A 15080-nucleotide genomic window follows, 5' to 3' on the forward strand; every position below is an offset into this window, starting at 1 on the left:
AGATGCGGCCACCGATACGCCCGCACAAGGCGATCGGCGGCCCCGGCCGTCAGAGCGTGTAGCGGATACCCGGATCGGCCCGCAAGGCGGCATGCGCGGCGTCGTACTGCTCGCGCGTGTCGCAGCGGAAGCTCACCGTAACGGAGAGAAAATTGCCTTCACGTGAATGGCGGTGCCGCACGGTCTCGTGCAGCACATGGAGACCCAGGCCCTCGAGGATCTGCGGTACCCGCGTCTTAAGGTCGGCATCGGCCGCGCCCATCGCGGTGATCTCGAACTCGCCCGGAAAGACGAAGCCCTTGCCGTCACGCTTGGCCTGGGTGAAATCGATTTCCTGCATCATTTTCCGCCTGCCGGCTTCGCGCCGGACTTGTCGCTGTCATGATGGAACCACAGCAGGATAGCGTCCCACAGGCGCTTGAAGAAACCGCCCTGCGGTGCGTCCTCGAGCGCGACCAGCGGCACGGTCTCCAGCGGCTTGCCGTTCATGCTGATGTCGAGCGTGCCGATCTTCTGCCCTTTCTTGAAGGGTGCGATCAGGGTCGAGGGGATGTCCATGTCGGCCTTGAGCTTGTCGTACTGGCCGGTCTTGACCGTCACCATCACGTCCTGGGTCACGCCGATCGGCAGCTGGTTGGCTTCGCCCTTCCACAGACGCGGCGAGGCCAGCGGCTTGCCCGCTGCGTACAGTTTGTGGGTCTTGTAGTAGCGGAACCCGTAGTTGAGCAGGGCCATGGCCGAATCGGCGCGCGCGTGCTCGCTGCTGGCGCCCATCACCACCGCGATCATGCGTTCGTCGCCGCGCTTGGCCGAGGCGTCCATGCAGTAGCCGGCAGCCGCGGTGTAGCCCGTCTTCACGCCGTCCACGCTGGGGTCGCGCCACAGCAGGATGTTGCGGTTGGGCTGGGTGATGCCGTTGAGGGTGACTTTCTTGATCTTGGAGACCGCATAGTCGGTCGGGTAGTTGTGGATCAGCGCCCGGGTCAGGATGGCGATGTCGCGTGCCGACGAGTAGTGATCCGCGATCGGGTAGCCGTTGACGTCGGAGTAATGCGTGTCGGTCATGCCAAGCTGCTTGGCATAGGTGTTCATCAGCCCCACGAAGGCCTGCTGGGAACCCGCGGTGTGCTGCGCCAGCGCGATCGCGGCGTCATTGCCGGACTGCACGATCATGCCCTTGAGCAGATCCTCCACCGAGACCTGGCTGCCTTCCTTGAGGAAGCTGGTGGAACCGTCGGTGGCCGCGCCGCCCTCTTCCCAGGCCTGCTTGCTGATGGTCACCATGTCGGTGGCGTGGATGTAGCCGGCGGCGATCTCGGACGAAACCACGTAGTCGGTCATCACCTTGGTCAGCGAAGCCGGCGCGCGGTGCTCGTCCGGATTCTTCGAGGCGATGATCTGGCCGGTCGTGTAGTCCATCAGCACCCAGCTCTGGCCGTCCACGTCCGGCGGCGGCGGCACCGGCATCTGCGGCACCGTCGGATGCGGCACCGGCATCGGCTTCGGCATGGGCTGCGGCGGCGTCTGCTGGGCGGCGGCGGCACTGACGGTCAGCGCGACCGCGGCGAATGCGACAAGTGGGCGGCGGAACAGGTTCTTCACGATGATCTATCCGGTCTTTAGAGATGAATCGTCGGCTCGCGCCGCGATCAGTTAATGCATCAGTCTACCGCGACCTCGGGATGCGGCAGCCCCATCCGCTCGACCCGGCTTGCGACCCGGTCGGCCGTGTCCACGTCGGGCAATGGCCCCAGCCGGACGCGCTGTACACGCCGGCCACCGACCACGGCCTGGACCACATGTACCGGCGCCAGACCGGCTCGGCGCAGCCGGCTGGCCACGCGTTCGGCGTTGGCCGGATCGGCGAAAGCACCCACCTGCAGATAAAGGCCCGGAGGCGCGGACCCGCGTGAGACCACGGGCGGCGGCGGCAGTTCCCGGGTATTGCCGGACGTGTCGATACCCTGCACCTCCACCAGACCGGTACCCCGCGGCCAGATGCCGATACGCACCGCGGCGGCATAGGAAAGGTCGATGATGCGGTTCTCGTGGAACGGCCCGCGGTCGTTGACCCTTACGATCACGCTCTTGCCGTTGGCCAGGTTGGTCACGCGCGCATAGCTGGGCAGCGGCAACACCTTGCTGGCGGCGGAGAACTTGTACATGTCGTAATCCTCCAGATCGGAGGTCTTGTACCCGTTGAACTTGCTGCCGTAATACGAGGCGATGCCGCGCTGGTCGTAACCGGCCGCCGTGCGCAGCACGTGATAGGTGCGGCCACGCACGCTGTAGGTCGACTTGTTGCCGTAGGGCGAACGCGGCTCCGCCTTCGGTACCGGCTCGGGCAAGGTGGCGATGAAGGCTGGTGGCGGTCCGCCTGGGGTGCTGTCGCTGCGCTCGCTGTAGCGTTCATCCTGCGGCAGGCTGGTGTCATCGTGGAACAGGTGCCGGTGGAGCCAGCCATGCTGCTGGCTGGCCGGTACGGACGCCGGTTCGGCCACCGGGCGGGTGGCCTTCTGTCCGGCACACCCGGCCAGCAGCGCCAGGCCTGCCAGCACCGCCAGGCGTGCGATGGCCTGCCTCACCGACGCTGATCCGTGCCGGCCATGTCGTCGCCGACGCCTGCGGCAATCGCCTGCGCCAGCTGGTAGACCGCCATGGCGTACAAGGGACTGCGGTTGTAGCGGGTGATCACCTGGAAATTGTGGAAGGTGAACCAGTATTCGGGCCCGTGGCCGCCCTGCAGGGTCAGCAGGCTGGTCGGCTCGCCCGGATTGATCATGCGCAGCGGCGCATAGCCCCAGGCCTCCAGTTGCTCCAGCGGCCACTGCGGTGCCGGCGTCCACGTCAACGATCGGGCCGCCACATCAGGCTGCGCCTGCGCGGCCACCGCCCCGCCGTCCACCCAGCCGTGCTTCGCGAAATAGTTGGCCACGCTGGCCAGGATGTCCGGCAGCGACGATTGCAGGTCGATGCGGCCATCGCCGTCGCCATCCACCGCATAGTCGCGGATGCTGTCGGGCATGAACTGGCCCCAGCCCTGCGCACCCGCGTAGGAGCCCGTCAGCGTGTCCAGCGGACCACCCAGCTTGTCGGCCGGCAGCTCCAGCAGGGTCTTCAGCTCGGCACGGAAGAACTTCGCCCGCGGCGGGTAGTGGAAGCCCAGCGTGACCAGCGCATCGAGCACCTTGTAGTGCCCGGTATTGCGTCCGTAATAGGTTTCCACGCCCAGGATCGCCACGATGATCTCCGGCGATACCCCGTACTGGCGGGCGATGCGCTCGATCAGCCCGCGATGGGCCTGGTAGAAGGCGATGCCTGCGTCGATACGCGCCTGGGTCAGGAAGATCGGCCGGTAGGCGCTCCATGGCTTGCTTTCGGCCGGGCGGCTGATCGCATCGAGAATGCTCTGCTGCACTTTCGCGCCATCCAGCAGTGCATTGAGCGCGGCCGGGCTGCGACCGGTATCACGCGCCACCTCGCGCACCAGCGCGGCCTGGCCGGGGTGCGTATCCGCCCAGGCCGGCAATGCGACGGACAACGAGAGGGCAAGCAGGATGAACAGGCAACGGCGCGACGCGGATCTCGATGGCATGAACGGCAGGGCTGTCGTGGACGGCAACGGGCCAAGCCTAGCATGCGTGCCGGCGTGTTCTGCGGCCCCGGCATGGCCGTCGTGTGGCAGCTCAGTCATGCATCTTGCGATGCGCGTGGATCGACATCAGCACACCGAAGCCGACCAGCAGGGTCACCGCCGAGGTGCCGCCGTAACTGACCATCGGCATCGGCACGCCCACCACCGGCAGCATGCCGGCCACCATGCCGCCGTTGACGAAGACGTAAACGAAGAAGCTCATGCCGATCGCCCCCGCCAGCAGGCGCGAATAGCTGTCGCGTGCCTGCATCGCGATCCACAGGCAACGGCCGATGATGAAGGCGTACAGCACCAGCAGCAGGCACACGCCAACCAGACCGAATTCCTCGGAGTACACCGCGAAGATGAAGTCGGTGGTGTGCTCGGGCAGGAAGTCCAGTTTCGACTGCGTGCTGTGCCCGAAACCCTTGCCGAAGATACCGCCCGAACCTACCGCGATCTGCGACTGGATGATGTGCCAGCCATTGCCCAGCGGGTCGGACTCGGGATTCAGCATGGTCAGCACGCGGTCGCGCTGGTACTGGTGCATGAAGTGCCAGCCGACCGGCGCCAGCGCCACCATCACCAGCAGCAGGGCAGCGATGCGCCACCAGCTCATGCCGGACAGGAACAGCGCGAAGGTGCCCGCGGCCGCCACCAGCACGGCGGTGCCCAGATCCGGCTGCTTGTAGATCAGGGCGACCGGCATAGCGATCAGCAGGCCGACCACCGCCGTGTCTTTCCAGCTGGGCGGCAGGGGCCGCGTGTGCAGATACCAGGCAACCATCATCGGCATCGACAGCTTGAGCAGCTCCGAGGGCTGGAAGCGCATCACCCCCAGGTTGAGCCAGCGGTCGGCGCCGCGTCCCTCGCCAAGCACCGCGACCACCAGCAGCAAAGCCGTGCTGCCGGCGTAGAACCAGGGCGTCCAGGTGCGCAGCGTGGCCGGCGGAATGCGCGAGACCAGCAGCAGCAGAACGCCGCCGAGCACGAAGCGGATGGCCTGGCCGACCACCATCGACAGCACGCCACCATCGGCGCTGTACAGCGTCGCCAGACCGATGCAGCCGAGCAGGAACAGGCCGGCCGCCAGCGGCAGGTCGATCCGCGGGCGGGTCAGCACGCGGGCCACGAAGCGACGCAAGCGCACGTTCAGGATGTCGATCATGGCTTTGCCCCCGAGGCCGCAGGTGGCGCTGGCGGCGCCTTGGTCATCGCGTCGGGCAGCAGCGTATCGGGCAGCGGATGCTTACGGGTGGCTTCCCACGCGTCCAGTATCCGGCGCGCGATCGGACCCGACGACGAGGCACCCCAGGCGCCCGCTTCCAGCACCACCGCCACCGCGATCTTCGGGTCGTCGGCCGGCGCGAACATCTCGAACCAGGCGCGGTGGCGGCTGGCCAGATAGGCAGTGTTCTTGTCATTGTTATAGGCGTTGGTGGTCCGCGAATAGCGCTCGGCGGTACCGCTCTTGCCGGCGATGGTGTACGGGAACCCCTTGCCCAGGCCGTAGCCGGTTCCGCGCGGATCGTTCACCACCATCTGCATGCCCTGCTCGACTGCCTCCCAGTCCGACAGGTTGGTCACCAGCGAAGGCCCGCTGGGCGGGTTCGGCAGCATGGTCTCCGGCCCCTTGCCCTGCTGCTCGGCCATCACCAGCCTCGGCTTGTGCGGCAGGCCGCGATCGGCCAGCGTCGCCAGCGCATGCGCCAGTTGCAGCGGCGTCACCGCCCAGTAGCCCTGCCCGATGCCGGCAATCACCGTCTCGCCGGGATACCACGGCTGGCGGAAGTGTCTCGCTTTCCAGGCACGCGAGGGCAGCACGCCGGACGCCTCGTTGTCCAGGTCGATGCCGGTGGGCTTGCCGAAGCCGAACCGGCTCATCCAGCCGCTGAAGCGGTCGATACCCATGTCCAGCGCCAGCTTGTAGAAGTAGGTGTTCACCGACCACATGATGGCCTTGCGCAGGTCCACCGTGCCGAAACCGCCGCGGCGGTCGTCGCGATAGCCGCGTTTCTGTCCCGGAATATAGAACGTGCCGGTGGACAGCACCGTGTCCTGCGGGGTGCGCAGACCCAGCTCCAGGCCGCCCAGCGCAATGAACGGCTTCACCGTGGAGCCGGGCGGGTAGACGCCACTGATCGCGCGATTGAACAGCGGCTTGCTGGGTGCGTAGAGCAGGCTGTGGTAGTCGATGGCACTGATGCCGTCGACAAACAGGTTGGGATTGAAGCTGGGCACGCTGACCATCGCCAGCACCTGGCCATTGCGCGGATCGATCGCCACCGCCGCACCGGGACGACCGTCGAAGGCCTTCATGGCCGCCATCTGGATGCGCGCGTCGATGCTCAGGTACAGGTTCTTGCCCGGAATCGGCGGATGGGTCTCCAGCACGCGCTGCACGCGGCCGTCGGCATTGACCTCGTCCAGCTCGTAGCCCGGCGTGCCGTGCAGCACCGACTCGTAGGCACGCTCCAGCCCGGTGCGCCCCACATGGGTGGTGCCCTTGTAACTGGCCTCGTTGAGCTTGCTCAGGTCCCTGGCGTCGATCCGGCCCACATAGCCCACCACATGCGCGAACAGCGGACCCAGCGGGTAGTTGCGGGTCAGGTAGGGCACCACGTCCACGCCGGGGAAGCGCCAGCGGTTCACCGCGAAACGGTCGATCTCGTCCTCGGTCAGGTGCAGCTTCAGCGGGATGCTGTCGAAGCGACGGCTGATCTTGACCTGCTTCAGGAAGGTGTCGATGTCCTCGTGGCTCAGCGGCACGACCCGGTCGAGCCGGGCCAGCATCGCCTTCATGTCCGTCACCTGCTCGGGTACCACCTCGAGCCTGAAGGCCGGCACATTGTCGGCCAGCAGCACGCCATTGCGGTCGTAGATCAGGCCGCGCGGCGGCGGCAGCACGCGCGGCTTCACGCGGTTGTTCACCGAACGGGTGACGAACTCGCTGTGGCGCACCACCTGCAGGTAGACATAGCGACCGACCAGCGTGCTCAGGCTGAGCAGGATCAACGCGAAGCCGGTCAGCGCGCGCCGCCGGAACAGCGCACTTTCCCTGCGGTTGTCCTTGATCGACTGCCGCCGCATCAACGGTCCCCGATTGTGCCGGTGGTTGCCATGCCCGTCGGTCGCCTCACTGGATGCGCAAGCGCATGCGCAGGTCGTCCATCAGCAGGAACAGGAACGGCCACAGCGCGGCGCCCACGAAAGGTGCGATCCACCACGTGGCCGGCGGCAGCGCCTCGCCCGCAAACGCACGCACGATCAGCAGCAGCACGCGGTCGTTAAGCAGCAGCGCCAGCACCGCGAGGGTCTGCTGCCACATCGGGAAGAAGCGCAGGCGCGAACGGAAGCGCAGCGCAATGAACGCCAGCGCGGTCAGGCGCAGCGCCTGTTCGCCCAGCAGCACGCCGTCGAGCAGGTCGGCGCCCAGGCCCAGCGTGAATGCCAGCCCCAGCGTCACCCGGTCGGCGGACTCCAGCGTCCAGTACAGCAGCACCAGGGCCGGCCAGTACGGCTTGAGCGGTTCCAGCGCCACCGGCAGCGGCACCAGCATCAGCAGCAGCGACACCAGCAGCGTGCCGACGAACCACCAGCGGGCGAATCGTGAATGGTTCATCGCTGCGCTCCACTGGCAGGCACAGCCGCTTGGGCCGGGGATGCGGCAGAGGATGCGGGCGCCAGCGAGGCCGGTGGCCCCACCGGTGCGGCGGGGGCGGGCGGACCGGCCGGCGCGGCCAGGTCATGCAGGATCAGCACGTCCTGGCTGCGGTTGATGTCGGCGCTGGGTTGCGCATGCGCCTCGAGGAACATGCCGGTCGGTGCCGGCGCCACCGCCTGCACGTCGCCCACCGGAAAGCCTGGCGGAAAGCGTCCGCCGATGCCCGAGGTGAGTAGATGGTCGCCCACCCTCACGTCGGCCGCGCGGGGAATCGTCGGCAGCACCAGCTGCCCGCCAGCATGCGAGCCATAGGCCACGGTACGCAGGCCGGTGCGTTCCACCACGACCGGAATCGCGCTGTCCGGGTCGGTAACCAGCATGACCACCGAGGTGGACGGCAGCACATGCACCACCTGGCCCATCACCCCATGCGCATCGATCACCGGCTGCCCGGCCTTGACGCCCTGATGCGCACCCACGTCCAGCATCAGGCGATGCCGGTAGGCTCCCAGGTCGACACCGACCACGTGGGCCAACTGGACCTTCAGGTTGAGGTAGCGACGCGTATCGAGCAGCTCCTTCAGGCGCTGGTTCTGCTCGGCCACCGCCGCCATGCGGTTGAGCTTGGCGTTCGCCAGCAGCAGGTCCTCGCGCAGCTGCCGGTTCTGTTCGGTGAGCTGCTTGCGGTCGGCGAAGGCCACGCCCAGCGAGTGCAGGCCCTCGGACGGCAGCCCGGCCAGCCGGTAGACCGGTTCCACCACCACAGCCGCGCCGTAGCGCACCCGCCACAGCCAGCCATCGCGGTGATCGAGCACCATCAGCACCATCGACAGCGCGAGATAGAAGATCAGCCGCAGGGTGCCTGCGACCGACGTGCTGAACAGGGGCGAAGACTCCTGGCCCATCACATCAACCCTGAAAGATGGCGGTAGCGCCCGAGATCAACCGGGCGCGTGCCCGTGCCAGCCATCAAGGCCTCCGGCGCGACGCGGCGGAGGCCCGGACATGCCCCTGCCACGGGGCGCGCGCTCATTCCGGCGCGAAGAAGTCGCTGCCGTGCTGGTCGATCAGTTCCAGCGCCTTGCCGCCGCCACGCGCGACGCAGGTGAGCGGATCGTCCGCCACCTGCACGTGCAGGCCGGTTTCCTCCGACAGCAGCCGATCGAGGTCACGCAGCAGCGCACCGCCGCCGGTGAGCACGATGCCGCGCTCGGCCACGTCCGAGCACAGCTCGGGCGGAGTCTGCTCCAGCGCGGACTTCACCGCCGCCACGATGCCGGCCAGCGGTTCGTGCAGCGCTTCGAGGATCTCGTTGGAGTTGATCGTGAACATGCGCGGCACACCCTCGGCGAGGTTGCGGCCGGAGATCTCGATCTCCTTCACGTCGGCCTGCGGGAAGGCGCAGCCGATCTCCAGCTTGATCCGCTCGGCGGTGGATTCGCCGATCAGCGTGCCGTGGTTGCGGCGCACGTAGTTGATGATGGCCTCGTCGAAGCGGTCGCCGCCGACACGCACCGACTGCGAGTAAACGATGCCGTTGAGCGAGATCACCGCCACTTCGGAGGTGCCGCCACCGATGTCCAGCACCATCGAGCCGCGTGCCTCGTGCACCGGAATGCCGGCACCGATCGCGGCAGCCATCGGCTCCTCGATCAGGAACACGTCGCGGGCGCCGGCGCCTTCGGCCGATTCCTTGATCGCGCGACGCTCGACCTGGGTCGAGCCGCACGGCACGCAGACCAGCACGCGAGGGCTGGGGCGCAGCATCCGCGATTTGTGCACCTGGCGGATGAAGTGCTGCAACATCGCCTCGGTCATGGTGAAGTCGGCGATCACGCCGTCCTTCATCGGGCGCACCGTGGCGATGTTGCCCGGGGTACGACCCAGCATGCGCTTGGCATCGCCGCCTACCGCAGCCACCGCACGGGGGCCGCCCGGGCCGCGTTCCTGGCGGATCGCCACCACCGAGGGCTCATTCAGGATGATGCCCTGCCCACGCACGTAGATCAGCGTGTTGGCCGTGCCGAGGTCGATGGAAATGTCGTTGGAGAAGATGCCGCGAAACTTCTTGAACATGAGGGATGCGCCGCGCGTCGACCTGGCTAAAAAGTAAGCGCGCCAGTCTAGTCAGCACAGGCCCGAACCGCAAGGATAGGAACGTTAAGAAATCCTTGTGCAACGGGACGATATGCTCATTTTCTGCCATCCATGGCGAACTTGTGGCCATGGCAGGAAGTCGCCATGGCAGGACGATGGCGTTACGATGGAACCTTTGGACGGCCCCCGGCATGCCGCGCTCGGGCCCTTCGGCCGTGTGCCACACGGCAATTTCCACCCCATCAAGGCCACGACACGACCATGCCTGCCGTTATCTGCGGATCGCTCGCCTACGACACCATCATGGTGTTCCAGGACCAGTTCAAGAACCACATCCTGCCGGACCAGATGCACATCTTGAACGTGTCGTTCCTGGTTCCGCGGATGCGTCGCGAGTTCGGCGGCTGCGCGGGCAACATCGCCTACAACCTGAAACTGCTCGGCGGCGACCCGCAGCCGGTAGCCGCGGTGGGCCAGGATTTTGCGCCGTATCGCGCACACCTGGAACAGTGCGGCATCCGCCTGGACAGCGTGCGCGTGTTCGAAGACCAGTTCACTCCGCAGTGCTTCATCACCACCGACCTGGACAACAACCAGATCACCGCCTTCCACCCCGGCGCCATGTCCAGCGCGCACGACAATCACGTGCGTGACATTCCCGGAATCGACTTCGCGATCGTGGCGCCCGACGGCCGCGAGGCGATGCTGCAGCACGTGGATGAATTCGCCGCACGCGGCGTGCCCTTCATTTTCGACCCGGGCCAGGCCATGCCGCTGTTCAACGGCGACGAATTCCGCTCGATGATCGAGAAGGCCACCTACGTCATCGTCAATGACTACGAGTCGCAGCTGCTGCAGGCCCGCACCGGCTGGAGCGCCGAGGAAATCGCGTCCAGGGTAAAGGCCTACGTGGTGACGCTGGGCCCACGCGGCTCGGTGATCCATGCCGACGGCACCTCGCACGAGATCCCGCCGGCACGCGAGCGGCGCATCGTCGACCCGACCGGCTGCGGCGACGCGTACCGCGCAGGCCTGATCTTCGGCATCATGAAGGGCTACGACTGGCCCACCGTGGGCCGCATGGCCTCGCTGATGGGCGCGCTGAAGGTGGAGCACCCGGGCACCCAGAACCAGCATTTCGATTACGCCCAGTTCGCCGCGGAATTCCTCGACCAGTTCGGCTACGCGCTGGCCTGACGCCGCCCGGAGAACCGCATGTCGCTCGCCGCGGATGTCGTGATCGCCATCGTCGCCCTGCTGCACCTGTGGTTCCTGGTGCTGGAAATGCTCCTGTGGAACCGGCCGACCGGACTGCGCGCTTTCGGCACTGACGCCGACTTCGCGGAACGCTCGAAAGCGCTGGCGGCCAACATGGGCCTGTACAACGGCTTCCTCGCCGCCGGCCTGGTCTGGGGCCTGCTGCTGGGCGCCGACGGTCGGCCGGAGAAACTGTTCTTCCTCGGTTGCGTGCTGGTCGCCGGCCTGTACGGCGGCCTCACCACCTCGCGCCGGGTGCTATGGATACAGGCCCTGCCGGCGGCCATCGCGCTGGCACTGCTGCTGGCATGAACCGGACCGAAGCCAGCATGCGCCAGCCCACCCGTGAGGCCGTCGGCAAGCGCTTCGACCCGGCCCTGATGCAGCAGGCCCGCGCCAAGAGCTGGGCCGCACTGCACGCCATCAGTGCGCGGATGCATCCGGGCATCAGCGAACCCGAGGCGCACGCCGAGGCCGACGCGGTGTTCCGCGCGCTAGGCGTCGAACGCCTGTGGCACCCGGTAATCATCCGGATCGGCGAAAACACCACCCGGACCTTCCGCCAGCGCTCGAAGCCGGATGTCCGCCTGGGTGAAAACGACAGTTACTTCATCGATCTCGGCCTGGTCTTCGACGGCCACGAGGGCGATGTCGGCGACACCTTCGTGACTGGCCGGGCGCCCGAACGCAAGGCCTGCGCCGAAGCCGCGCGCACGCTGTTCCACGAGGTCGCCGCCGCCTGGCGCGAGCGCGACCTGAGCGGACAGGCGCTGTACGCCTTTGCCGCCGAATGCGCCGAGGCCATGGGCTGGCGCCTCAACCATGCGATCAAGGGGCACCGCGTCGGCGATTTCCCGCACTCGATCCACAAGGCCGGCGACCTTGGCGACCTGGACAACCCGCCAGCGGACGGCCTGTGGATCCTGGAAATCCAGCTAGCCCACCCGAGCGAGCCGTTCGGCGCGTTCTTCGAGGACCTGCTGACGCGGCAGCCCCTGACTGACCCGCCTGCAACCTGAACGTCCTCGAAAAAGCCGCCCAGCCGAGTCCTGGCCGGCCTGCCGCGAACGCCCGAGTGCCCTGAAGCCCCACCACGACAGCACCTGCAGAGCCCACCGGCGCCCGGTCCGCCCTCTCGGCCCGGACCGTACCGGGCACCCGATCTGCCCGCGTGGAACACCCTCGCCTCAAGCGCTGCTACACTTATGGATCAGCTAAGCGAGGCAACCGGGCGAAACGACGCCTATTTCGCGCAGCTCGGCTGATTCGCCCTTTACCCGTTGGTTTCGCGCACGCGCCCGCCCCATTGAAAAATGTCGCGGCGGCCGGCACGTGAGCGGTCCGACTCGCGCCTGTGTCCGCGCAGGCATTCACGGAACTCCACATCATGGCCCGCCAGAAACCGCTGAACCTGTACCGCAACATCGGCATCATCGCCCATATCGACGCCGGCAAGACCACCACCACCGAGCGCGTGCTCTATTACACCGGCAAGAAGCACCAGATCGTCGACGTGCACGACACCAAGGACGGCAAGGGCTCGACCACCACCGACTATCTGGAGCAGGAGCGCAAGCGCGGCATCACCATCCAGTCGGCCGCCGTGTCGACCGAGTGGAAGGGCCACCAGATCAACGTGATCGACACCCCCGGGCACGTGGACTTCACCATCGAGGTGAACCGTTCGCTGCGCGTGCTGGACGGCGCCGTGGTGGTGTTCGACGGCGTGGCCGGCGTGGAACCGCAGACCGAGACCAACTGGCGCCTGGCCGACCAGTACAACGTGCCGCGCATGTGCTACATCAACAAGATGGACCGCATCGGCGCCAGCTTCGCGCATTGCGTGAAGGGCATCCGCGAGCGCCTGGGCGCCAACGCGCTGCTGTGCCAAGTGCCGCTGGGCAGCCATGACGACTTCATGGGCATGGTCGACCTGATCGCGGGCGTCGGTTACATCTGGCTGGGCGACGACAAGGACAGCAAGTGGGAAACCATTCCGCTGGACGAAGTCGCCGCGCACCCGCGCGTGCAGGCCCTGAGCAACGCCGCCGACAAGCAGTGGGTGGCCGACCTGGCCAAGCTGCGCGAGCAGAGCATCGAGAGCGCGGTCGAAGCCGACGACGAAGTGATGGACGCCTACCTGTCCACCGGCGAGACCCCCTCGCTGGAAACGCTGAAGAAGTGCATCCGCAAGGGCTGCGTGGCCGGCAATATCGTGCCGGTGTTCTGCGGCTCGTCCTACCGCAACAAGGGCGTGCAGCAGCTGCTCGACGGCGTGATCGACTACATGCCGTACCCGGGCGAGAACGGCGGCATCTCGATGGTGGACGAAGACGGCAACGTGATCGGCGAGCAGATCGTCACCGACGACGCACCGGTGCGCGCACTGGCGTTCAAGGTGATCAACGACCAGTTCGGCACGCTCACCTTCACCCGCATCTACTCCGGCGTGATCAAGAAGGGCGACACCCTGCTCAACGTCACCCGCGACAAGAAGGAGCGCATCGGCCGCATCGTGGAAGTGCAGGCCAATGCCACCAAGGAAATCGACGAAGTCCGCGCGGGCGACATCTGCGCCTTCGTGTCGCTGAAGGAAACCGAGACCGGTGACTCGCTGACCGACCAGGCCCATCCGGTGCTGCTGGAGCGCATGCGCTTCCCCGACCCGGTGATCAGCGTGTCGGTGGAGCCGAAGAGCCGCAACGACATCGACAAGATGTCCACCGCGCTCTACAAGATGGTGAAGGCCGACCCGTCGCTGAAGATGGAAGTGGACAAGGAAACCGGGCAGACCGTGCTGAAGGGCATGGGCGAACTGCACCTGGAAATCACCATCGACCGCATGAAGACCGAGCTGGGCGTGGAAGCCAACATGGGCAAGCCCAAGGTCAGCTTCCGCGAAGCCTTCGGCAAGACGGTCGAGCACACCTACACCCACAAGAAGCAGTCCGGCGGGTCGGGCCAGTTCGCCGAAGTGAAGATGATCTTCGAGCCGGGCGAGTCGGGTTCGGGCGTGGTCTTCTCCGACGAGATCGTCGGCGGCCGCGTGCCGCGCGAATACATCCCGGCGGTCGAGCACGCGATCCGCACCGAGGCGCTGCAGGGCCAGGTGGCCGGTTACGAAGTGCTGGACTTCAAGGCACGCCTGGTGGACGGCAAGTTCCATGACGTCGACTCCTCGGCACTGGCCTTCGAAATCGCCGGCCGCGCCTGCTTCCGCGAAGCCCAGCGCATGTCGAACGCCAAGCTGCTCGAGCCGGTCATGAGCCTGGAAGTGGTAACCGAAGCCGACTACCTCGGCGACGTCATCGGCGACATCAACCGTCGTCGTGGCTCGGTCAGCGAACAGGGCCACCGTGGCGCGCAGGCCTACGTGCAGGGCTTCGTGCCGCTGTCGGAAATGTTCGGCTACATCAACTTCCTGCGTTCGGCCACCAGCGGCCGCGGCAACTTCACGATGATCTTCGATCATTACGAGGAAGTGCCGTCGCACCTGGTCGAGAAGCTTATGGAGAAGGAGGCGAAGTAAGCCTTCGCTCTTCCTGTTCCACAAAAAGCCCGGGGCACCACCCCGGGCTTTTTGCTTGCCGCCGCCGCAACCATCTGGCATTCCGCCGGTCGGTCGCATCAATCCCTCCCCTTCCCTGCTAGCGTTCGCGCATGAACACCCCCACCGACCTACCCGACCTGCACTCGACGCTGCGGGACAACGGCTTCGCCTTTGTCGACGCCGATGCCATGCGCAACGCACTCGACGCGATTTCGCTGGACGACTGGCCCGCCTTCGCGGCCAGCTGGAACGACCTCGGTGACGACACCTATCTCGCTGCCCGCGGTCGTCATCGCCGACGCCGGCACGCAGTGTTCGCCGCGGCTGCCGACGGCACGATCCGTCGCCAGCCGCACCAGCCGCATTACCAGAGCCTGACCTACAACCGCCTGCAAGGCGACATCGAACGCTGGTTCGCGCCGGTGGAGCCCGCCATCACGGACAGCCGCAGCCTGCAGCGCGTCCTGGCGTTCTGTCGCGAAAGCTTCGGCCCGCTGTCGCCCGACGCCCGCAACTGGCACATCGAAGTCCACCAGTTCCGCATCGAGGCCCGCGCGGACGAGGCCGGCGAACCCACGCCCGAAGGGGTCCATCGCGACGGTGTCGATTACGTGCTGGTGCTGCTGGTCGACCGGGTCAACATCGAACGCGGCACCACCACCATCCATGCGCCGGACGGACGGGAGCTGGGGCAGTTCACCCTCACCCATGCATTCGACGCCGCGCTGGTGGACGATCACCGCGTGTTCCACGGCGTCACCGCCGTGGTGCCGAAGGATCCGCTCCAGCCCGCCTACCGCGACGTGCTGGTGGTGACGTTCAAGGCGGCCTGAGCCGCTGCCCGGCCCCGCTGCCGATCCACGCTACAATAAGCGGTT

General features: G+C 66.8%; 14 protein-coding genes. 5 read left to right on the forward strand and 9 right to left on the reverse strand.

The genetic code is table 11. The annotated features are described in order from the left end of the window. Positions 1-49 precede the first annotated feature (49 nt). The 9 genes from RA164_RS14405 to RA164_RS14445 all read right to left on the reverse strand — a co-directional run bounded on the left by RA164_RS14405 (position 50) and on the right by RA164_RS14445 (position 9374). A complete protein-coding gene (locus tag RA164_RS14405) occupies positions 50-340 on the reverse strand; it encodes a YbeD family protein (RefSeq protein ID WP_329743565.1) in 291 nt (96 codons plus the stop codon). Next, positions 340-1602, reverse strand: a complete 1263-nt coding sequence (locus tag RA164_RS14410; protein WP_329741529.1) for a D-alanyl-D-alanine carboxypeptidase family protein — start codon at positions 1600-1602, stop codon at positions 340-342. Before RA164_RS14410 ends, RA164_RS14405 begins: the two co-directional genes overlap by 1 nt. 59 nt (positions 1603-1661) lie before the next feature. After that, positions 1662-2585 (reverse strand): septal ring lytic transglycosylase RlpA family protein, encoded by a 924-nt coding sequence (locus RA164_RS14415; RefSeq protein WP_329741530.1) that lies wholly within the window; start codon positions 2583-2585, stop codon positions 1662-1664. Next, positions 2582-3595 carry a lytic murein transglycosylase B gene (gene mltB, locus RA164_RS14420; protein ID WP_412731112.1) on the reverse strand — a complete coding sequence of 338 codons (1014 nt, stop codon included), beginning with the start codon at positions 3593-3595 and terminating at the stop codon, positions 2582-2584. The genes RA164_RS14415 and mltB overlap by 4 nt, the downstream gene beginning before the upstream one ends. Positions 3596-3686: 91 nt before the next feature. Then, positions 3687-4802 (reverse strand): rod shape-determining protein RodA, encoded by a 1116-nt coding sequence (gene rodA / locus RA164_RS14425; protein WP_329741532.1) that lies wholly within the window; start codon positions 4800-4802, stop codon positions 3687-3689. Continuing rightward, positions 4799-6724 carry a penicillin-binding protein 2 gene (gene mrdA, locus RA164_RS14430; protein ID WP_329741533.1) on the reverse strand — a complete coding sequence of 642 codons (1926 nt, stop codon included), beginning with the start codon at positions 6722-6724 and terminating at the stop codon, positions 4799-4801. Before mrdA ends, rodA begins: the two co-directional genes overlap by 4 nt. 46 nt (positions 6725-6770) lie before the next feature. Beyond that, the gene (mreD, locus tag RA164_RS14435) at positions 6771-7256 is read right to left on the reverse strand and encodes a rod shape-determining protein MreD (protein ID WP_329741534.1); all 486 of its coding nucleotides are present in this window, start codon (positions 7254-7256) and stop codon (positions 6771-6773) included. Then, entirely contained in the window at positions 7253-8203 is a 951-nt protein-coding gene (gene mreC, locus RA164_RS14440; protein WP_329741535.1) for a rod shape-determining protein MreC, read from the reverse strand. The genes mreD and mreC overlap by 4 nt, the downstream gene beginning before the upstream one ends. 124 nt (positions 8204-8327) lie before the next feature. Then, complete coding sequence (locus tag RA164_RS14445) at positions 8328-9374, reverse strand: rod shape-determining protein (RefSeq protein ID WP_329741536.1); 1047 nt, start codon at positions 9372-9374, stop codon at positions 8328-8330. Positions 9375-9656: 282 nt separating this feature from the next. On the opposite strand from RA164_RS14445, the gene RA164_RS14450 reads away from it, so the two are divergent. The 5 genes from RA164_RS14450 to RA164_RS14470 all read left to right on the forward strand — a co-directional run bounded on the left by RA164_RS14450 (position 9657) and on the right by RA164_RS14470 (position 15035). Continuing rightward, complete coding sequence (locus RA164_RS14450; protein ID WP_329741537.1) at positions 9657-10592, forward strand: carbohydrate kinase family protein; 936 nt, start codon at positions 9657-9659, stop codon at positions 10590-10592. 18 nt (positions 10593-10610) lie between these two features. After that, positions 10611-10964, forward strand: a complete 354-nt coding sequence (locus RA164_RS14455; RefSeq protein ID WP_329741538.1) for a DUF1304 domain-containing protein — start codon at positions 10611-10613, stop codon at positions 10962-10964. Between the two features lie 17 nt (positions 10965-10981). Next, positions 10982-11671, forward strand: coding sequence for a M24 family metallopeptidase (locus tag RA164_RS14460; protein WP_329741539.1), 690 nt, complete (start codon positions 10982-10984; stop codon positions 11669-11671). A gap of 368 nt (positions 11672-12039) precedes the next feature. Next, positions 12040-14181, forward strand: a complete 2142-nt coding sequence (fusA, locus tag RA164_RS14465) for an elongation factor G (protein WP_329741540.1) — start codon at positions 12040-12042, stop codon at positions 14179-14181. 131 nt (positions 14182-14312) lie between these two features. Further along, on the forward strand, positions 14313-15035 hold the full coding sequence (locus RA164_RS14470) for a 2OG-Fe dioxygenase family protein (protein WP_329741541.1): 723 nt from the start codon (positions 14313-14315) through the stop codon (positions 15033-15035). Positions 15036-15080 lie beyond the last annotated feature (45 nt).

The organism is Dyella sp. A6 (genome assembly GCF_036320485.1).
Lineage (GTDB): Bacteria > Pseudomonadota > Gammaproteobacteria > Xanthomonadales > Rhodanobacteraceae > Rhodanobacter_A > Rhodanobacter_A aluminiiresistens.